Origin of the sequence: Rahnella perminowiae, assembly GCF_019049695.1 — a bacterium.
In the GTDB taxonomy this organism is placed as follows: Bacteria; Pseudomonadota; Gammaproteobacteria; order Enterobacterales; family Enterobacteriaceae; genus Rahnella; species Rahnella perminowiae.
Map to the genome: position 1 here is coordinate 336,363 of NZ_JAFMOT010000188.1, position 20,565 is coordinate 356,927.

General features: G+C 46.3%; 19 protein-coding genes and 2 pseudogenes. 8 read left to right on the top strand and 13 right to left on the bottom strand.

The annotated features are described in order from the left end of the window. Nucleotides 1-39: 39 nt before the first annotated feature. The 4 genes from J1781_RS25120 to J1781_RS25135 all read right to left on the bottom strand — a co-directional run bounded on the left by J1781_RS25120 (nt 40) and on the right by J1781_RS25135 (nt 6,880). Entirely contained in the window at nt 40-690 is a 651-nt protein-coding gene (locus J1781_RS25120) for a hypothetical protein (protein WP_129951751.1), read from the bottom strand. A 95-nt stretch (nt 691-785) separates the two neighbouring features. Further along, nucleotides 786-1,178, bottom strand: a complete 393-nt coding sequence (locus J1781_RS25125) for an ASCH domain-containing protein (protein WP_129951752.1) — start codon at nt 1,176-1,178, stop codon at nt 786-788. A 96-nt stretch (nt 1,179-1,274) separates the two neighbouring features. Continuing rightward, a complete protein-coding gene (locus J1781_RS25130) occupies nt 1,275-4,118 on the bottom strand; it encodes a WG repeat-containing protein (RefSeq protein WP_217234339.1) in 2,844 nt (947 codons plus the stop codon). Next, a complete protein-coding gene (locus J1781_RS25135; RefSeq protein ID WP_217234340.1) occupies nt 4,118-6,880 on the bottom strand; it encodes a WG repeat-containing protein in 2,763 nt (920 codons plus the stop codon). Before J1781_RS25135 ends, J1781_RS25130 begins: the two co-directional genes overlap by 1 nt. Nucleotides 6,881-7,396: 516 nt before the next feature. On the opposite strand from J1781_RS25135, the gene J1781_RS25140 reads away from it, so the two are divergent. Then, the gene (locus J1781_RS25140) at nt 7,397-7,654 is read left to right on the top strand and encodes a DUF1883 domain-containing protein (RefSeq protein ID WP_129951755.1); all 258 of its coding nucleotides are present in this window, start codon (nt 7,397-7,399) and stop codon (nt 7,652-7,654) included. 360 nt (nt 7,655-8,014) lie between these two features. Continuing rightward, nucleotides 8,015-9,193: a M20 aminoacylase family protein gene (locus tag J1781_RS25145; protein WP_217234341.1), complete on the top strand. Its 1,179-nt coding sequence runs from the start codon at nt 8,015-8,017 to the stop codon at nt 9,191-9,193. Here the strand turns inward: J1781_RS25145 and J1781_RS25150 are convergent. The 6 genes and pseudogenes from J1781_RS25150 to J1781_RS25175 form a co-directional block, all read right to left on the bottom strand. Continuing rightward, nucleotides 9,190-9,888 (bottom strand): extensin-like domain-containing protein, encoded by a 699-nt coding sequence (locus J1781_RS25150; protein WP_217234342.1) that lies wholly within the window; start codon nt 9,886-9,888, stop codon nt 9,190-9,192. The genes J1781_RS25145 and J1781_RS25150 overlap by 4 nt on opposite strands. A gap of 340 nt (nt 9,889-10,228) precedes the next feature. Next, nucleotides 10,229-11,242 (bottom strand): alcohol dehydrogenase AdhP, encoded by a 1,014-nt coding sequence (gene adhP, locus J1781_RS25155; protein ID WP_129951758.1) that lies wholly within the window; start codon nt 11,240-11,242, stop codon nt 10,229-10,231. Between the two features lie 257 nt (nt 11,243-11,499). After that, nucleotides 11,500-11,913, bottom strand: a complete 414-nt coding sequence (locus tag J1781_RS25160; protein WP_129990460.1) for a GNAT family N-acetyltransferase — start codon at nt 11,911-11,913, stop codon at nt 11,500-11,502. Between the two features lie 320 nt (nt 11,914-12,233). Next, nucleotides 12,234-12,761, bottom strand: coding sequence for a hypothetical protein (locus J1781_RS25165; protein WP_129951760.1), 528 nt, complete (start codon nt 12,759-12,761; stop codon nt 12,234-12,236). A 579-nt stretch (nt 12,762-13,340) separates the two neighbouring features. Continuing rightward, nucleotides 13,341-14,450: a GGDEF domain-containing protein gene (locus tag J1781_RS25170; RefSeq protein ID WP_238483618.1), complete on the bottom strand. Its 1,110-nt coding sequence runs from the start codon at nt 14,448-14,450 to the stop codon at nt 13,341-13,343. Nucleotides 14,451-14,772: 322 nt separating this feature from the next. Continuing rightward, nucleotides 14,773-15,071 (bottom strand): annotated as a pseudogene (locus J1781_RS25175) (VOC family protein). 287 nt (nt 15,072-15,358) lie between these two features. Between J1781_RS25175 and J1781_RS25180 the strand changes: the two are divergent. Further along, a complete protein-coding gene (locus J1781_RS25180; RefSeq protein WP_112289744.1) occupies nt 15,359-15,841 on the top strand; it encodes an Hcp family type VI secretion system effector in 483 nt (160 codons plus the stop codon). A gap of 19 nt (nt 15,842-15,860) precedes the next feature. Here J1781_RS25180 and J1781_RS25185 read toward each other — a convergent pair whose 3' ends face one another. The 3 genes from J1781_RS25185 to J1781_RS25195 form a co-directional block, all read right to left on the bottom strand. Next, entirely contained in the window at nt 15,861-16,178 is a 318-nt protein-coding gene (locus tag J1781_RS25185) for a DUF1493 family protein (RefSeq protein WP_217218726.1), read from the bottom strand. Continuing rightward, entirely contained in the window at nt 16,178-16,627 is a 450-nt protein-coding gene (locus tag J1781_RS25190; RefSeq protein WP_217234343.1) for an STM2901 family protein, read from the bottom strand. The genes J1781_RS25185 and J1781_RS25190 overlap by 1 nt, the downstream gene beginning before the upstream one ends. A 94-nt stretch (nt 16,628-16,721) precedes the next feature. Next, nucleotides 16,722-17,570, bottom strand: coding sequence for a pyocin knob domain-containing protein (locus J1781_RS25195; protein ID WP_217234344.1), 849 nt, complete (start codon nt 17,568-17,570; stop codon nt 16,722-16,724). On the opposite strand from J1781_RS25195, the pseudogene J1781_RS25200 reads away from it, so the two are divergent. From J1781_RS25200 to J1781_RS25220, 5 genes and pseudogenes are all read left to right on the top strand, one after another. Continuing rightward, nucleotides 17,530-18,183, top strand: a pseudogene (locus J1781_RS25200) (phage integrase); the annotation flags it as partial. The gene J1781_RS25195 and the pseudogene J1781_RS25200 sit on opposite strands and share 41 nt — an antisense overlap. Before the next feature lie 396 nt (nt 18,184-18,579). Continuing rightward, nucleotides 18,580-18,768, top strand: coding sequence for a DinI family protein (locus J1781_RS25205; RefSeq protein WP_238483619.1), 189 nt, complete (start codon nt 18,580-18,582; stop codon nt 18,766-18,768). Between the two features lie 121 nt (nt 18,769-18,889). Then, the gene (locus tag J1781_RS25210; RefSeq protein WP_165385186.1) at nt 18,890-19,063 is read left to right on the top strand and encodes a hypothetical protein; all 174 of its coding nucleotides are present in this window, start codon (nt 18,890-18,892) and stop codon (nt 19,061-19,063) included. A 36-nt stretch (nt 19,064-19,099) separates the two neighbouring features. Then, nucleotides 19,100-19,363: an XRE family transcriptional regulator gene (locus J1781_RS25215; protein WP_129951765.1), complete on the top strand. Its 264-nt coding sequence runs from the start codon at nt 19,100-19,102 to the stop codon at nt 19,361-19,363. Nucleotides 19,364-19,402: 39 nt separating this feature from the next. Beyond that, a complete protein-coding gene (locus tag J1781_RS25220; RefSeq protein ID WP_217234345.1) occupies nt 19,403-20,476 on the top strand; it encodes an acyltransferase family protein in 1,074 nt (357 codons plus the stop codon). The last annotated feature ends 89 nt before the right edge of the window (nt 20,477-20,565 follow it).

The following is a 20,565-nucleotide window of genomic DNA, read 5'->3' on the forward strand; positions in this document are numbered from 1 at the left end:
GCATGGCGAACGGAATTGTGTTCGCCATGCCGCTTGCGGTCAGCCAGCGTTTTCAACCAGTGAAATACCCCGTCCGGCAAAAAAGCGGGCAAAGACATCCACCGGTAATGTGACATCCTGCTGCGTGCGAATATCATGACCGGAGGGATTATGAAAGGTTATATACTTTCTGTCAGCATGCGTCACCAGCACCAGATGCCCACCTTTAAACGGCGGAACAGTCTCCGGTATGCGAATTGACGGATGCACCGAAGCCATGAAGAACCGGTGACCGGCCATTTGTGCAGCAATATCCTCAGCAAAAATCCCCACTTTGACGACTGCTTTCAGCCCCAACTCCTGCCGTACATACTCAACAAAAGGCGCATAAATCAATCCCTTAATGTTATCCCCCTCACGCACATAGGTGCCATATGGCAGGCTGTGTTGAGTCAGGTTAAGAACAGGCACTACTTTTCCGAAAACAGCTGCCAACACCATTTTCAGACAGCACATCCCACAGACATGGTTTGCCCACTCAATAAATTCCTGCTGACTAGATGCGCCAGATTGTGCCCAGAGTTTGATATCACTCAGTTCAAGTTCACCGGCAATAATGCCGGCAGCGCAATCAGGGTCTTCCCATTGACTGAAATAAGGTATACCGGAAAGGGTTGTAAAAGCGCGATGAGACACTGGATTCACGGACATGACATATTCCTGAACGCCGGACAGACCACTTCAGACTGTTCATATAGCGACGGGGATTTAAGGCCTGATTTTCCTTATCAGACCCCCTCAGAGATTTAGAACTTCTCTATCATCCGAAACTTCATCAGTAACAATGGCATAGTGGGTTCAAACATCTCGTACTCTTCGAAGAAACGCTGATGTTCAGCGCGCCAGTAAGCCAGCGTGCGGTCGCCTTCACCTTCTTCCCAGGCGTGTTGTTCTGTCACCTGATCAAAAGGAACTTGTTTCACTTCGGTCAGTTGTACGGCACACACCGGATTATTGCGGCCATCAACCACCACAAAGACTTCGCCTGGTTCTGGTTCCGGGTCATCATCAAGATTAGAACAGGTGGCGGTTTTTATGCCTTCAATAACACGCTTAGCCAGTTCGTCTGCTGACGACTCGGTATCACCAAACGACCAGCGCTCTGCATCCCTGTATTTAAGTGGGATCTGCGGAATCATAATTTATCCTTTCAATTGAGATAGTTCACTGCCATAACAGTTAAACATTAGCACAAAAAAACCCGCCGCAGCGGGTTTTGCAAGCCGTAACATGTACTAAGGTCTGCAGTTCTCCGGCATCGCTACCGGCCACTGTCTTTCACTGCCGGTGCCATATAAAACGGCAATACCGCATTCCCTATCGACCCTTGCAAGCGGTTTACCTGTTTTATCAATCATCATCGACATCGCAGGTGTTGAAACAACGGCAACCCCGCTGTCAAAGGGGGACACGGCACTGAATAGCGGGGCAATGACAAAGTTACCCTGCATATCGACAAAACCGTAATTATGGTTAGTTTTGGCGAAGGCCAGGTCATCCACAGGCAACCCTAAGTCTGCATACGCCATGCCTTCGGCTTGTTTCCCCTGAGCGTTTATCCAGGTTTTCGTACCGTCTGAGCGTGTCAGTACAGCGTGATCATTCACCATCAGACTGGCTTGTCCCTGTACCGTCAGCATCAATTTACCGGTGTTATCGACATAACGGGTTGCTGGCGCGCCATCCTGCGGGTCATAAGAGACAGACCATGCGCTGGCTGACGGCATTGACCATCGGCCCTGAGGCATAGCCGCTACCCGCACACCTTTATCATCGATCAGCTCATACCCTGCAGGTGTCGAACGCAGAGCGCGGCCTTGTACAAAAGCAGAGCTTTGGGCAACTTCCGCCACTGGCTGAATTTGCCATTCTCCTTGCGCAGAAATATAGCCTTGCTGTGGTTTACGGGATAATTTTACCCAATCACCCAGCGCACTGATACGGGTTTGCTGTTCATGCAATTCAATGTTGCCTTGAGGATCCAAAAGCCAGGACTGCCCTGCGAAAGAGGTGGCAAGAATACGTCCATCACTGAACTGAGTAACTGATAACCCGGCCGTTGGAGCGATTCTTGCTTTCGCATCATTGCCTATGATTTCAGCAACCACACTGGATTCAGTTTGGTCAGCGGCGGCCGGTTGGGTCAGTAACCAGAGTGCAGAATTGATGCGTTTTGCCTTCGCATATTTCGCTTCAACAATGGTTTTACCCTGGCTGTCCACGATGCCCCATAGGCCCCCCGGCGCTCTGAAGGCCGCCAGCCCGTTGGCGTAGTCACCGACATCCTGATAAGAGGGCTGAACAACCGTTTTCTGCGTGTTGATATCAAAGATGCCCCAGAGCGCGCCGTCGGCTGCAGTTTCACGATAACGGAACCAGCCATTACCAACAGACTCAATCTCGAAAACGCCAGGCAAATCATAATGCTTACCTGCGTGATCCAGGGCAGTCAATTTCCCATCGAGATAATCAAGCGCATAGCCATGAACAAATGGCGAAATATTGTCTTCTGTCAGCGGGATAACCATTTTGCCCTGCGCATCGATAACACCGGTTCCCTCAGCCGTTGTAACAATAAACTGTTCGATATTGCCGCTTGCATCAGCAGGTTGAATATCCTGCCATTTGCTCTCAAGCTGAAGCGAGCCGTCCGGACGCAGGAAGCCGGCACCGTTTTTAGCGTTTCCGGAACCGGGGCGAATCAACGCCAGGGGTGATTGTGCAGAAGTGGCATCATTACTGATATTCAGGGGTTCAATCCGGCTTCCATCAAGGGTACTGATATTCTTCTGAGTCAGTAACGCCTTTCCGGATGCATCCACAATATTGACAACCTCTCCTTGTTCGTTACGCAACCACAAACGGTGGTTGATCACTTCTGCGCCGGTAATCTGCGCCAGCCATCCCACATTCTGCGAGCCACCGATTATTCCTCCGGACGGTGCAACAATCGCATTAACCTTTTTCGGATTACCTTTAGTGGTGATCAGATATTCACCGGTGTCCTGCTCCCAGGGTTCACTGCCAACGGGCAACGAAAGAGGTTGCTTACGTCCAGGTACGTATAATGTCAGAGCGTCTTTAGTGACGGGATTCAACACATAATCACCGGAGACATACAGTGAAGAGGCCTCTGCTTCGCTAAAGGTTGCGATAACCCCAGCGGAATTATCCAGTAACTTGATCCCTTCCGCAGTTTTCGCCAGCCAAAAAGCCCCGGTTTCTTCACTGACAGACAAGTACTTTTGTTCATCCGGTACGCCGTCGGTACGAATTAACGTAATTCCTTCCGCATTTTTCGCCATCGCGACAGAAGGGTTTTGCGGATCAAGAGTAATCGCGCTGTATTGCGGCAGAACACGCCAGGTAAGATTACCATCAACAATGCCGTAGCCTTTGCTGGCGTTAAAAGCGATAAAGAGATCTTTCGGGCCAAAAGGTTCCACGACTTCCATTTTGTCGGTCGCCACATGGCGGACACCGTCAGGCGAAAGCAGAACACTGTTATACGTCAGACTCAGGCGGGCCGGAACGCCGTCACTAAGGGTGGCGTCATCGACTAATTCATCCAGCGCTTTACCGACCTGTGCCCCTTTGCGGTCAATAATCTGGGTTTTTCCGCCTGCCGTCACCACAGCCAGCCCGGATTCAGTAAAGGGCTGAACATGATCAAAAGCCGGCGGAATCATCCAGTTTCCGGTCAGATCGATAAATCCCCACTTGCCTTGTTGCATGGCAGCGGCGGTACCAAAATGATAGTCACCGACTTTTTCAAAAACGGGTTTAATGACCAGTTGTCCCTGGTTATCTAAAAAGCCCCAACGTTCGCCCTGCGTATCCGCTGCAGGCAAAAGCACTGCTGCACGGCTTTCATGTACATCGCGGATACATACATTCTGAACCGCAGGCAATGCATTATGCGTTTGCACCTCCGCCTGTGACGCCGGTAACGGAGCAAAACAACTGTCGGGTTCAGCCGCAGTTGCAGAGGCTGTCAGCGTCAATAAGGCCAGTGTGCTGCTGGTATTCAGCGCACAACGGAGTGCATTTCGTAGCCTTGAAGATTTGCTGACAAACATTAATTACCCCCGTTATCGCATGCAGGAGCCTTGGCTGGCCAGAGATAAGCCCCTTTTGCATCCACAATGACACGCTGATTACAGCGCACCTGAATTTTAGCCTGCACAGCACCATCACTGTTAAGCAAGCTGACCACGCCTTTACCCCCTGCCCAGGCATGTTTCTCGCTGAAATCATTCGCCCAGTCGAACTTAGGTAAAATAGCAAAGCGCCCGGTAGTATTGATATAGCCCAGCAGATTCCCATAAGTCGATTTCTTCATGGCGGTAGCAAAATTATTGCTCATTGCGCCCACCTGATCGAAGTAAGAACCGATCAGCTTCTTCCCTTGCTGATCAACAAAACCATACAGGCCGTTGCCATCGCGTACAGGGATCACCCCGGAGCTGGCTTTATCCGCTTGCAGACTATTGAGCCCGGCGAAACGCTGAATTTCGTTGCCGTCATTGTCATACAACACAGTCTCGCCGGTAGCGTCATCATTCATGACCAAACGCGCCATCGAGTTCAGCGCCTGAGCCTGCTCAAACCCCTCTAAAGGCACCGCCCCATGATCATTAATCAGTGTAATACGGCCATCACTGACAGCACGGCTCAGATTAAGAGGTGGGATGAAATTAAATTCAGCGGTATAAAGCGGCTGAATTTGCCAGTCACCCCGGCTGTTAACTGCCCCGAAATGAGGGGAAAAACTGAGCATAACCCAGTCGCCATCAACAGAGCTTGAGGATGCAGTAATTGCCTTGCTGACAGGAAAACGCCCTGCATTATCAAGCAATGCAACACCACCTTCGGCAGGTTGAACCAGCCAGTGGTGGTGTCCTACTGGCAGCGGTCTTGAGAGTAAATCTGTTGCTAAAGTCTGACCGCTTTCAGCGCTGTAGAGGCTGTAATGGCTGGCAAGTGCACCGCGTTCACCTGGCTGATCGTTATCGGAAAGAGTAAAGACACCCTGCCCGATATACTGGAATTTACCGCTACGGCCCGCATCAGGCGCGATCGCCCAACTGCCGTCGGTTCTGATAACGCCCCAGCCCGCATCTGTCTGCGCCAGCGCGTAACCGTCGTTAAACGAATCAATCTGGATAAACTGAGGAGAAACTTTGATGCTTTTGCTCGCGATATCCCATAATCCCCAGCGCTGAGCGTCTTTTTCACCCTCAGTATAAAACAGCAGCCCGGATGACAAACGCTGAGTACCTTGCTGAATATTTGCCGGAACGTCAATCGCGTTACCACTACGATCAATCAGGTGCTTAACCTCTGTATTTCCAGCGTTGTCAGTGGCCCAGGTATAGTCACCGTTAAACGGGGAAATTTGGGTAAATACTGGCTGGATAACCCATTTGCCTGTCGCATCGACCGCTCCTGCTTTTTTATTCTCCGTGTGGATGATCAACGGTGCCTGAGAAGCATCTCCGTCAACCGATGCCCACTGCGGATCAGAAAGCACATTTCCCTGGGAGGTGAGAATTGCAGGCGGTTTTGTTGTATCAGCGGGCGTCAGAACTGCCCATGGCAGGCTGTTTGCTGCATGGCTATCTGCTTGCGCCAAAGAACTGATGTCATCGGTCATTGGCGACGTACCCAGCGGCCTGAGCTGGTAATCTTTCAGCGCTGTCAGCGTGGCATCGTTAAGAAGTGCTACGCCGTTATTGTCATAGATCTGCGCAACCTGAGGCGTTTTACCCTCAGATTGCATCACCCAAAGGCGGTTCGCCTGTTGCAGAACTTGCGGCTTATTCACTTTCAGCGAAGTAACGTGGTTATCAGCACCAATAATCACAATACCTTTACTGCCCGTTCCCAGCGTAGCTTTGCCCCAGACAAGGATATTCTCAGATTGATCTGCAGGAATATCCTGTACTTTTTCCAGATTATTGCTGAGCAGTTGTTTGCTGTTATCTGTGCCTGTAACCAGCCAGCTCCCCGACACCAGCAGACGCACCGATTTATACTGCTCTTTGTTTAACGAGACACCCTGCCGGTCAACGAACATCCAGACGTTCTTAGTTTTCACCGCAACGACATCGCCGCCAAGTTGCGGCTCATCACGGGTTTTCAGGATCATCGGGTCAATTGCCCAGTCACCCTTTTCGTCCAGATATCCCCAGTAACCGTCTTGTGCAGAATCCCGCTTTTTAGCCGGGATCAGCCCGGACTGAGGCAAGTCCAGGGCAATAACATCATCAGGAAGGGAAAGGGAACGATCCGTTGAGGCATTCCACAACGCAGGAGAAACTTGTGTTTGTACGCTTGCCAGTGCCTGACCGCGCACAAATCCCTGGCTGTCCAGAGAAACGGCAAACGGCAACGTTTTTATGACCGCACCTTTGCGATCAATCAGCACCAGACGGTTATCGGTCACGACCAGGGCAGTGCCCTGAGCATTGAAATCGGTTGCCCGCGTAAACTTGGGCTCAATAATCCAGTGGCCTTTTTTATCGATATACCCGAATTTATCGTCTTTTTTCGCAGCAGCCAGATCGTTCACAAAGCCCCGGGCTTCACTGAAATCAGGCCTGATTACCATATGCCCGGTGGTATCCACATAACCCCAGAGTGGTTCGCGGGATAACGCCATCTGCACAGGGGAAAGTCCCTGCTGGAAAGGCAACTGGCAATCCTTGGCTGTTTTTGCATTACCACACGCCCGTAACAGTGCGTCATCCGCATGTGCCGGCAGGCTAAAAAAAGCATTCAGAACCAGGGATAACGCACTGAAGTTTCTGAGATATTTGAATTTTTCGGAGCAATTCATCCGATGCCCTTATAACTGGATAAAATGAGAAAGTGTAGCGCCCGCATTTTTTTCATCACCCGCAAAAGGGGCGCGTGAGACGGCAAAAAATCCGATAATAATCAATTTAAAGCGAGCGCACATGCCATAAGCCTATAGGGTGTCAGCTTGTGAAAGAAAAAGCAGCTATTTTATTACTCTGTAACGAATGAACACACATTATCAATTCGCAGAAAAATACGCTCTGTATGTTACCGTTCATCTGGGTTCCTCACCTGTCGATAACCTGACAACAACATTTCAATTTCCTTATTTGAAATTAGATCATTTTCATTTACATGTGCCCGAGTGGCTAACAATTAATCTTCGGAAGATTATTACAACTATTGATTAAGGTCATTATTCCCCCCTCTTTTGTCTGGTTTTATAGATTCCAGAGCGTTCTGTGACCAATATCACTCCCGGTTCGGGTGGCGTAAGATCAGGTAGTGTTCGGTTGCAGCGTATTTCCGGTGTTTTAACTTATTGGGGGAAGCCATGCCTATCGTTCGAGCCAGATTGAGTCTGTTTGGTGGCGACACTGTCGTCATACGTTGTTCAGAAAAATGTCACATTCATCTGATGTGTGAAAATGATGTTGAGCGAAAAGGACGCCACTCAGGTTTCGGCGATATTTTGACAATTAACGATCAAAATACCGCTTATGTCGGGATCCCTTATAAAGGCGTATGGAATGTGCTTATCGATTCTCAATGTGACTCACTCGAGCATTCAATAAGTTATCTGCCTGCCTGAACACCGCTATTACCTCCCGCCCTCTGCTTTTTATCTGCGACCTTTTATCAGGTGGATGGAAAACCATTTGCCTGATATTTCCTGAATCACCTGCCAGCCCGTTCACCTCACAACGGTACAGGCAACCGCTCACACCATCCAGCAACAGAATACTGAATTGCGTAATGCCACGGAAAAAACTTTAGCTTGCTACATCAATTGCATACCGTTATTGAATTGAACATTCCATTATTTTCAAAAGACCTTTTCCTGTCTCATTTAGGTATTGCCAGCCTGAATTTCACATTGCATTCTGTCAAAGGTAATGACGTGGCACCGGCCATAACGGCCGGATTTCTTTCAGGCAAAAAAGATCCCATAATGAATAAGAAATCACTTTGCACCCTCGCTGACGTGGCGGATCTCCTTCCACAATTGCGCCAGGTTCGCCAGCACCTGCACCAATATCCAGAACTTTCCAATGAAGAATCTGCAACCGCAGCATTCGTCGCTGAAAAGCTAGAATCTCTTGGCTATCAGGTGACCACCGCCGTTGGCGGGTATGGCGTTGTCGGCTCCATGAAGCTTGGCAGCGGGTCCCGCAGCATCGGTATCCGTGCAGATATGGATGCTCTGCCCATCACCGAACAAACGGGCGTAAGCTACGCCAGCCAGTTTCCCGGAAAAATGCATGCCTGTGGCCATGACGGCCACACGACGATGCTGCTGGGCGCCGCCGCGCAGCTTGCGCGCAGCAAAAACTTTTCCGGCACAGCGCATCTTATTTTCCAGCCAGCGGAAGAAATTGGATTTAACAGCGGCGCAGAGCGCATGCTGGCCGAACAGTTATTTGAAAGGTTCCCCTGTGATGCCGTCTACGGGTTACATAATCATCCCGGCTATCCGGTTGGCAAAATGATGTTCCGTTCCGGCCCGTTTATGGCAGCCTGCGACACGGTCAATATCACAGTTCATGGCAAAGGCGGGCATGCGGCCCGACCGCATATGACGGTGGATCCTATACTGGTTGCCAGCAGTCTGGTCATCGCCTTGCAGTCGGTTATTTCGCGTAATATTGATCCAAATGAAACAGCGGTAGTGACCATAGGCTCATTACATTCAGGCCATGCGGCGAATGTCATCCCGGAAACAGCGCGCCTTGAAATGAGCGTTCGCTCCTTCGATCCTCAAGTGCGCAAAATCCTTGAAAAACGTATCCGCACTCTGGTGGAAAATCATGCTGCCGGTTACGGCGCCCGCGCTGAAATTGAATATGTTTCCGGATATCCGGTGCTGGTAAATCATGACCAGGAAACGGCATTCGCTATGGAAGTGGCGAAAGAATTGCTGGGTGAAGAAAACGTGATCGATAATCTTCCGCCAATCTCTGGCAGTGAAGACTTTGCGTATTTCCTGCAACAGAAGCCCGGCTGCTTCCTGCGCCTGGGCAATGGAGACAGTGCGGTACTACACAATCCGGCCTACAACTTTAATGATGACAGCCTGAGCTTTGGTGCAGCCTACTGGACGCGCCTGGTCGAACGCTATTTAGCGGATTAACGGCAAAAACCGAACCAGCGCATGCCGAGGTGAAAGTGATTGGCATGCGCTGCATTGTATTCCGGCCCGATGGAATTGCCAAAATACGGGCAACTCTCTGAAAATAATGTCCGCACATACTCCCCTTCTGCACCAGACTGAGGCCATTGTTTCAGAACTGTCATACGGTGTCCGTCAGCCAGCGAGAAACCGGCAACGTCCAGCGCTTGCGCCGTGGCATGTTCGCTAAGTCTGGCATCGGGCTTGTTATAGACGTTCCGGCAGGCATAACTGCCCAAATGATGGATACGTACCAGCGGCGAACCGAGTTTCTGAATGGCCAGCGGTTTCGCCACCTGTACAACAAACATTGCGCTGCTTAGTGCAAGACGACAGCTCGCCAGATAGCTTGAACTCAATGAAACATCCCCAAATCCGCGAACCCGTACTGCATCAGTCAGCGGGCATTTCCCGCCCGTATTTCCGGCGTGGGTAAAATTAATCGCTCCCTCTTGCCGGGCACGTTCAAGCACAGCCAGACATTGCTGAGGATCGTTATCCAGCTTCCTTAATTTGTAGCGGGTGATGAAGTTTGGCGGGTCATTAATTGTCACCGGTGAGAAAGGATTATATTCCGACGGAACGTGACGGCTTATCCACGGGCCACTGCACCAGGCAACAATGATAATCACAATAACGCTTACCCAATATCGCATAGTGTTCCTTTAGCACCACCAGGCTTTAGCAGCACATTGATTTTTCACATGTAATATTTGAGTATAGCGGGTAAGTAAACAGTGTTCTGAAGGGGTTACAAGTCGGGAAATAAACTTACTTAGTTTTGACATAAATAGACATTGGGTTTGTTACTTTTATATCCGAAGACGATGTTTCTTCTCCTGTGTCCACTGTGAACTGTCCTTCATAGTGTGTAAGACCCTCGCATTACCCCTTTCAGCCCGCCCCGAGCGGGCTTTTTTTTGTGCCGTCTCAAGATCAAGCCATGTGTGACGCAGCAAAAGACATTAAGCTGCGTCACCCGATACGCTGAAAAGCTTACTTATGGGTAAAGTCGATCACCATCCGGCCTTTAATTTTGCCTTGTTCCATTTCATGGAATATCGCATTGATATCGCCCAGCGGACGCTTGGTGACTTTCGGCACCACTTTACCTTCAGCGGCAAACTGGAACGCTTCGGCAAGATCTTCACGGGTACCGACCAGTGAACCCACGACCTGAATGCCGTCAAGCACCAAACGAGGAATATTCAGGCTCATTGATTCCGGCGGTAAACCCACCGCAACAATACGCCCACCCGCTCGCATCGCATCAACTGCTGAGTTAAAAGCGGATTTCGCCGTTGCCGTTACCACCGCAGCATGAGCGCCACCGACTTTCTCCTGAATAATTTTTGCTGCATCGTCTTTTAGCATATTAATGGTCAGGTCTGCGCCCATATCGGCGGCAAACTCTAATTGCTGATCATTAACATCAATAGCAATCACTTTGGCATTGAAGACATTTTTCGCATATTGCAAAGCCAGATTACCTAAACCGCCCAGGCCATAAATAGCAATCCATTTACCCGGCTGAATGCCTGATACTTTTACGGCTTTATAAGTGGTCACGCCTGCGCAGGTCACGCTACTTGCAGCGGCAGACTCCAGACCGTCGGGAACTTTCACCGCATAATCGGCCGAGACAATACATTCTTCAGCCATGCCACCATCAATGGTATACCCTGCATTAATGACCTGTCGGCATAACGTTTCGTTACCGGTTGTACAATATTCGCAATGCCCGCAGCCTTTATAGAACCACGCGACGCTGGCACGATCGCCCACTTTCAGCGCAGTGACTCCAGGGCCAATTTTCTTTACAATGCCAATCCCTTCATGGCCGAGGATGACCCCGGTCTTGTCACCAAAATCACCGTTTTTGACATGCAAATCCGTATGACATACACCACAGCACTCCATCTCTAAAAGTGCCTCACCATGTTCAAGGTCGCGCAGAGTCTTCTCGACGACGCCCACTGAATGGTCTTGATTAACAACAGCAGCTTTCATTTTCCTTTCCTTAACGTTGTGGCGGAGCCTCAACGTTACAACGCTATTTGTCCGGCTGCAAATGAGAATCAAATGCTTTAACTGCAGAGTTCAGCATGAGAGCGGAAAGTTTTATTTCCATTGTGGATAGGCAAGAGGTTAGAAGCTATGAAGCAGCACAGGATAATGGGTTCAAGACAACATTAAGGCTACAGCAATCAGACTCGTTCTCCTCTGTTGCAAGAATAAGAAATAATCATGCCTTAAACCCGGTGAAATCAGAGGATTTTTTTCATTGAAGGAGAAGCGTGGAAGATGAAATCATTCCTTTCATAGAATGGAATTGCCTCTTTCCTTGCATCAAGAAAAACAAAATTCATCTCCCTGCTTTGAGCCTCACTAACAGCGAAATCAAGAAGCAATCTGCCTGTCCCTGATTGGCGTTCATTCTCATCAACAACCAGATCATCAATGTGCAGGTGAGAACCTCGTGCCAGCGTGTGTACAGGTCTTATACCCATCACACCAATAATCCTTTCTTCGAGGACAGCAGCAACAAGCTCATATCCGTTCAGAGTTTGAATTCTTACGCTTTTTAAAAATTCGCCTTTGGTGATGTTTCTTAGTTGAGCAATGATCGGGAATGCGCTTTCCCACTCTGAAGGAAGTAACTTTTTAATCTGAACAGTCATAAAATATCCAATTCAATAAGCCCAGCTATCATTTATAGGATTATTATTATTACATTGCAACAGGTGTTCAGTTGCACCCTGATAAGCACAGCCAGTAGTCACTTCAAATCCACTGAACCTAAGATTGCCCGAAAAATGTTCTAATTAGCCGGGGGTATATTTTAATTGAGATGTGATGGGGGTAAAACTGGAAAAAACTTCTTAGATGAAAGGTTAAAAAACACGCCCAGAAAGGAATATGCACTTATTGTTAAACCGGCTCTTTTTAAAAAAAGGGTGCACAACGCACCCTTTTAGCCACTCAAATTTGATTCTCGATACTACATCATTCTAAAAGATGCAGTTATTACCACGAACGGCAAATACCAGAACCACAATAGCAATGCTATAAATAAGAGCCCGCAAGCTGACGGTTTTCCGGCTTCGTTACTTTTAGATTTATGTTTTTTGATAAATAAACCTAACAGCAGTAAATCGATAACAACCAGTATTGCCAGCGGTACGTACGGAGCAAGGCTAAGAAAGCTACTGCTAAAGTGAAGCAGGAATCTTAATGACAGGAAAATTTTGTAAGCCAAAACAACTATCAGCAACAAGGACGTCCATTTGGCGTAGATAAAACCTTTGAAAAGTTTATCTAATGCGCCTGGTGTACCAGAATTTCTCCCGCCGGTATGCCCGTATGAGGATTTGTAATCTTGCTGGAGATTGTTAGGGGGAGGCGTATAGGATTGACTTTTATCATATGCTCCCATGTTGTCATGGCGATGAAAATCTCGTTCTTTTTCTTCACAGAACGGACAGTGATGGTTATCGATTTCCCGATAACAGGTTGGACAAGCACCCATGATTTTTCCTTGTTAGAAAAAACATCTCCCCACATTGTGGGGTCGTTCTCTCCCTTAACATCAGGGAGATATTATTTATTATTGTTATTCTTAATCTACAGATTTTGTCATTAGTTGTTCTGTAAGGCAACTGCAAAGTTGTTGGCTAACAAAATTAAATATCAATTTTATTTAAGTTCGCTTCCTGTGGCGCTCCTCTCCTGCTACTCATATCAAATAATTAAATCAAACATTTGCACTGTATTTACATACAGCTAAATTCACATCCTCAGAAAGGAAGATGTGATGAGTGTAAATAAGCTGTCTGCCGGCAAATGGTCGTGCGAATACGACCCGAGCGGGCGCGAGGGTAAGCAGTTTGTCTCCAGGTATGTATCAGTACGGGGCCGTCTGCCCGCACACAAGAAATGCAGTCCCCGGCGCGCCCTATGTTAAGGCTAACGCCTGATGATTTTAAAATCATTGAAAAGGTGCATTTGAATATATTGAGCGAGAGTTTTAAATAGATTCAACCAGTCAACACACTCGCTTTAAATATTTCCAACCATGAAACTGATGAAAGTATTTCATGGTTACACCTTAATATACAACATCATTTCTTTGTCGCTTTGCAATATAGAGATTTGCATCCGCTTTAGAAATCACCTCTTGTAATGAGGCATTGTCTTTATCATATTGAGATATGCCGATACTCACTGACAAAAATAGCCCCTCCAGCTTTATGCTCTTAACTGCCTCACGAATTCTGTTTGCGATTAAAAACGCATCAGATGCCCCGGTATTTTTAAGTGCAACGATAAATTCATCTCCCCCTACCCTGCCGGCAAAATCATTGCTGCGCAGGCATTTGAGTATTTTTTCTGCGCAAAGAGAAATTGCCAAATCACCTTTTTCGTGACCGAAAGAGTTATTTACTTCTCTTAAGTGATCAAGGTCTATGACTAATACGCTAAAAGGTAAGTTATTTTTTTTACATTTCGCCAGTTCGTAGGTAGCTTTCGCGTAAAATGCCTCTCTTCGCAGGCAACCTGTCAGCCCATCAGTAGAAGCAAATACATTCAGAACCCTGAGATATCCGCCTGCTATTAATGACAGCAAGTAACTAATGAGCATAGATAAAAAAATTATAATTAGCGCAGGCCAGGCATTTGATGAATTCAGTACAGATTTTAAAAAAGTAGGCTTTTCAATAATCGTTGATTTCCATATTTTAACACCTGCCAAGTTGTAGCTTTTATCATGCATAGGTAAAACTGAAATTAATGTGTTATCATCTGCAAATCTTCCAATGGCGAAACCACGATTAATACATACTCTCGTTAATACAACGGATATGTTGCGAGGCTGTATATTTTTGAGGGAATTTAAAAAGTCGCGAACCTTTGCATTACATTCCTGCGGGCTACCTGTATTAGAGAACAATAACGTTTTAACTTGCACCTCGGTGTAAGGTGAGGGGTGATGAGTATAGTTCTCAGTTGCAATGACTCCTCCTGAGTTATCAGGATCATAAAAACTCCCCATATTATGGATATTATTAACATTCCCTTTCCACTCCTGAACTTCCTGACTGTATAGCAAAGGGAAAATGATAAATGACGATATTACGCCACCAAAAAAAACAAACGAAACCGGTTTTGTAAGCAATGGAAGTAAGACCACCCACCTCCAACTTGAATAAATCATCATGTCCTCACTGGTGATCAAGATTTCGTTTCATAGCATGAAAATAATTATTTTTGACCTTAGAACTGTCAAAATAACATCACTGATGGTTCTGACAAAGATCTTTTAAGGCAAATTTTTGACGATCCGTTAACTAAGCTTACCACATGAATTTATTGATATTTTTTCGATCAACTTCAAGGGCGTTGTGCCTTTGACAGACAATCTGACTAAAGTTGTATGCCTGCCCGGACGGCAGTGGATTTGTAACTGCGCCGAATCAGGGGTGTTGCTGTCTGATGTGAGTTATGAGGCAATGGAAAATCACTAAAATAAGCCAAATACATCAGAAAAATTCCATTTCATCGTACGGGCTTTCTTTGCAGGAACGGAGCCGGCTTTCAAGATCACCACAATGAACCTCTAACTGATAGCCATCGGGATCGAGAAAGTAAATTGACTCCCCTTCACTCTTATTGCTTTTCCACTCTGTGACACCGGCATGCTGTATTTTCTCGCGAAATGAAGCCATGTCGCCTGTGGTGTAAAACCAAGAACATCCACATAGAAACGAAAACTGCGGGGCAAATGACTGACAGCAAGAGTAAGGTGATTCAATCCAAATACAAAAAAACTGAATACGATTCCCGTAGTGGAAATAAATGCTACTCATACCTATTTATCAATGGATTAATTAAAAACTCTTTAAAGTAAAGCCTTCCGTCACTTGTTTATACCTTCATTAAATATCAATCCGTTAGCGCCCTTTTCGAAATAGATTCGGGGAATTTTAGAGATCTTCCTTTCAAGTTGTGACCCTCAGTCATCAATACTAAACCTCTGAAAATCCTTTTTCCCCAACACATCTTATTGTTTGCCAAACCATACGGGCATAACGTATTGCCTCACTTTTTAAAATGGAATTTTTGAAAATGGCTATACCAGCTTATTTATGGCTTAAAGACGACGGCGGCGCACTGATTAAAGGCGGTGTGGATGTTATCGGGCGGGAATACAGCATTGAGGTTAAGGGCTTTCATCACAACCTGATGACGCCAACCGATGACCGTACAGGGAAAATTACGGGTACACGTATTCATTCCCCTATGATGCTGATAAAAGATTTTGACTGTTCAAGTCCATACATCTACAAAGCAGTGGCAACGGGTCAATGCCTTGCTTCGGCTGAAATCAAATGGTATCGGATCAATGATGCAGGTCAGGAAGTTGAGTATTTCAACATGCTGTTAGAAGGTGTGCGGATTGTCTCTATTTCCCCAGTAATGGGTCATTCAACCGATCCTAATGAAAACCATATGGAAACAGTAGAGCTGCGCTACGAGAAGATTACGTGGAAGCACAACGATGGCAATATCATCTATGCTGATTCATGGGATGACCGCCAGACTGCATAAGAAAAGGGGCTGAGGCCCCTTAGTCATATAGCCAGCGACCTGCTTTTGCTGATTCGATAATCATACCCAGCGTCAGCGTTTTAAATTGACGGTCTTGCCATTCCTTTTTGAGCTTAAACTGCCACCAATAAAACTCCGGCATGAAATAGTCATCTATGTTGAAATTGCTATGCTCAATGCCGTATCGCGTGAACAAATCAAACAACATTTCTTCCAGCTCTTCCTGAAAGAAATTGAAGTGCTCCTCAAATGTCCAATCCTTTTGTGCCGGCTTATCACGTTGGCCATATGTATTGGTGACGTAATCTAAGAGCTCTTGCTCGTCCGGTTTTAGCATTAGAAATATGCCCATTCTATACGATGCTCGGGCCTTGATATCAGGTTGTATTTTTCCCTGGTATCTTTCGCGACTAGGCTTACGATAATTATCGCCTGCGCGTAGCCAATAAAAGGCACCGCTCTACCCACTACTGCCCCTATTTTGCTTGTAACGCGAGTACGCCCCTTCACAATAGTTGAAAATTGGATCCCATATGGAAAGTGTGCGTTTTTAAATATTCTGCGAGCTAATTTTGACGCAATACTCGTGCGAGAAACCTTTGATCCCAGCACAACTCGTTTCTTAAGTATTGGTTGCCCAGCAAGAATCGTCGCCGCTGTTTCTACTGAAACACCAAGGTGGTCCGCCAAACTCTCAGCGAATATTAACCAAAATAGTTCTTCTTTAGATACGTTAGCATTTCCATGGTAGAAGTAAGTCCCGCCCAACTCTTCAGTAGTATCCACTCTCAATATCCTTTTGATTAGAAGGGTTTTAGAATAACCTCAGTTTCTTCAGCAGGCAATGAAATCAAATACACGGAATGTATGGGTAAAAGGCTTAAATCAGAGTGACGGTATATGCCTCAGATGCTACTAAACGCTCAGCTACTCCGATACCCGACCACTCGTAGGATTCGCCATTCTTCGTCAATAGCCACATCCCAGCGTAGGCGTCTCCATCGGCACGGGATGCATGCATGGTTATAGTTGCTGATACCCCCTGCTTTAAAACAGTTAGCGACGCGCTATGAATCGACACAAAGCCCGCCGGCGCTGATGTAATCCCGGAGTCCGACTCGAAAATATACGTTCCGGGCGCGGCAGTTAAACAATCGAGCGTGTTTCCCACTGACACAGTCGTTGGACCGGCCGGAGCACCCAATTTGAACCATGAGGATGGCTCTGAAACGCTTCGATCAGGAATGCATCTGTAGGCCGTTTTGCCAGAGGCGGTAATGTAATTTTGAATTAAACCATTTTCGTTGTAAGGCCAGCAGATAAGAATCCCAACTTCTTCGAAAGGGTACTGCTTCTCTTCAGTAGCTTCTGCAGGATCAGGCTGACAATACATCTCCATGCCGCCGTTGAATTGATCAATAGTTGACGTAGAAATGTCCCAAGACACAAGTGTTGAATCAGCAAACCCCATGCCGCGCGTCATTATTAGGTCTGAACTTAAAAACGCACCCTCTGAAAAACTGTCAATGAAGAAAACTCCATTTGCCGGATAATTTGCGTTTAACGCAAGCTTTCCGTGTTGCGAAATTGGGGTGCCTGTTGCTACATTTTGATCGTTTGTAATAAATGCCTGATTTTTTCCAATAGAAGGAAGAGAGTCGCCACTGTAAGTATCCCGCTTAACCGGCACGGTGAACTGTGAGCATGCTTTTCTGCGGGCGGTGTTCAATGAACTGAAACGACTGGGGGAATGGTCGCTGCCTAACCCTCTCGAGAATATCCGCGAGTTTGATCAGCCAGAACGTGAAATGGCATGGCTGACTCAGGAACAAATCCTGAGACTCATGTCGGCATGTGAACAGCATGGAAATGACGAATTAACGCTTATTGTTAAAGTCTGCCTTTCGACCGGCGCACGCTGGAACGAGGCGGCCAAAATCAAAAGCTCGCAAATCTCCCCGTATAAACTCACCTTCATCAATACCAAAGGGAAAAAGAACCGTACCGTTCCCCTCGCCCGCCCCCTCTATGACGAACTGATCGCCCGTAAAGGCGCGCCCTTCTCGCCCTGCTATAAACAGTTCTATCGGGTGATCAGGCTGGCCGGCATCGAGCTGCCAGAAGGACAGATGACGCACGTTCTGCGGCATACGTTTGCCAGTCATTTCATGATGGCCGGTGGCAACATCATCGTGCTGCAACGCATCCTCGGGCACTCAGATATTCGGGTCACGATGCGCTACGCGCACTTCGCTCCGGATCACCTGGAAGACGCTATTTACCTGAATCCACTGGCTCAAATGGATGGCGACAAAGTGGCGGCAGAAAGTCCAAATGAGTAGCATTGAAGGTAACAGAAAGTGGCATAAGTGATTGTTTTAACGATAAGTTATTGATTTAAGAAATGTTCAAAAAAAAGACCGAATACGATTCCTTTATCCGCAAAATTTAAATTTATTCTTTTAAAGTCAAATAGATAAACTCTTTCTTAAGCTAAAAACATCTTTAAATACCTTTCTATACCTCCTTTATTTTTCAGATAGTTAGCACCGTTTTCGTTTTAATTCGTGGGAATTACGTTTTCATCTACTTTCCAAAGTTGAAATATATCCCGACCAGCAAGTGATGATCCGCCTCAGCGAAGCCAAGACCCTCATCATTGATCTGAAAAAAAGAGTCCAGTACATCGAGGCCGGTATTGAAGGCGCTGATTCCACTTTTATCGACTGAGGTGATTTATGTTTGTTGAACTGATTTACATCAAAAGAAATATGGACGGTGTACCGAACGCAAATGCGCTGATCCTGGCTGAACTGAAGGTTAACGCTCAGCAGCATCAATACAGACGCCAGCAAGGCGCAGAAGGCGGTTCTGGCCGGAATAGTGAGGAGATGTTTGAGGATGCCAGTAACTGGCAGTCCTTCTGAAGACATAGATAATTCTCCGGCAAATGTGGAGTTTTTAATTGACCATTAGCACCATTGGGGCTATGGTTTATTTCATGAGGTAGCGGATAAGCCGCAGCCCAGCCCCGAAAGGATGAGCGAGATGACAAACGATATGACCACCGCAGAGCTTGAAAAAATCCACGCCGAAATCGCCAAATTAATGGCAGAGACGGCGAAGATTAACCGGGAAACAATGTGGTATCCGGTAGCTCTCGCAACAGGCTTGATTGGTGCGGTCGCGACGGTAACTACCATCATCGTGAAATTCATTTAACAAGGGCTCCGAAAGGGGCTTTTTAGCAGGTGCGCAATGAGACTGATAAACGAGTACACCCCACCAACCCCGGACGATCTGGAGAAGCTTAAAACTGATCTGGGCTATACTGGCGCGCAAATGGCTGACTTGGCTGGCGTTGCCAGTAACAGCCAGTGGCGGAAGTACACTGGCGGGGCTGAACCGCGCGCCATGTCTCCGCATATTCTTTTTTTTATGGCTGCGCAACTAACATTAACCGATGCAGAAACGCAGCGAGTGATAGAAAAAATGAAAGATATTGGAGCTAATATATTGTGAATAACCCCATTAAAAACAGTTAATAATGGTATCGGTTAAATGATAAAAAACGTAAATTTAGATATTCAGGCCTTACGCGCAGTTGCTGTATTTATGGTTATTGGTCAGCATTATAGGAATAGGCTCCCTACACCATTATGGTATCAGGAAATACTTAACCATGTGTCCTTCCTTGGAGGAGTGGACATTTTCTTTGCTATCTCTGGCTATCTAATGTGTGCCACATTATTCCGTGACGTATCTAATAACGGTAAAAAAATCACTACATTTTTATCATTTTTTAAAAGAAGATTTTTCCGTCTAATGCCAGCAGCCATATTCTGGGTCTTATTCACTATTTTTATCGCAACATTTTTTACAATTATAAAAACAAATATTTCAGATGTTGTATCTAGTGGTATAGCTGCACTGTTTGGATATGCAAACATATTTTGGTATGGATGTTTTTCTGGCGTATATGAATGTGGTAGCTACGATTTAAATGTTGTTAACTGGTCTTTATCTCTAGAATGGCAAATGTATTTAGTTCTTGCTGCGGCCGTTTTTTTACTTAATGCTAGGTATTTGGTTGCTTTTTTATTGCTTGCATTTCTTTCGCATTCTTTTATATCAGCTCATGATAATGTTTTGACAGGTGTGGCTTGGTGGTTCAGGCCGCAAGCATTTTCCCTTGGAGCTTTAACATTTGTTCTTGGAATTAAATGCAAACTACCCATTCCATTAAGATTGTTATCTCTAACCATGGCACTATTACTCCTAATTGTATCTCTGAACTTTAGCAATGAATACAAATACATCTCAATAGGCGTTTTCGGATGGCTTTGCTTCTTCACGACTATTTCAGAAAGAAAAATAATAACATCGAATAATAACATATTAGTCTTGATTGGAGAAAGATCGTACTCAATTTACCTTTGCCATATGCCAGCAATATATACAGTAAAACAAGTTGCTTACTCTATTGGGGCTCACTTGAATTTCACCATTGGCACTGCTACCACTCTAATACTAATGATTTTTATTACTTTTTTTTACTCTGAGGCTTCATATCGATTCATAGAACTAAAGTTCATTAAAAAGCGATATCTAGCAGATGGTAATCAACTTCGTTGAACATATGGGTTGCATGTAGCAACCCACCGAGCCGCGTATAGCTTCGTTACCCTAACTGACCTTTGAAGTTATGTAGCAGCCGCATGAGA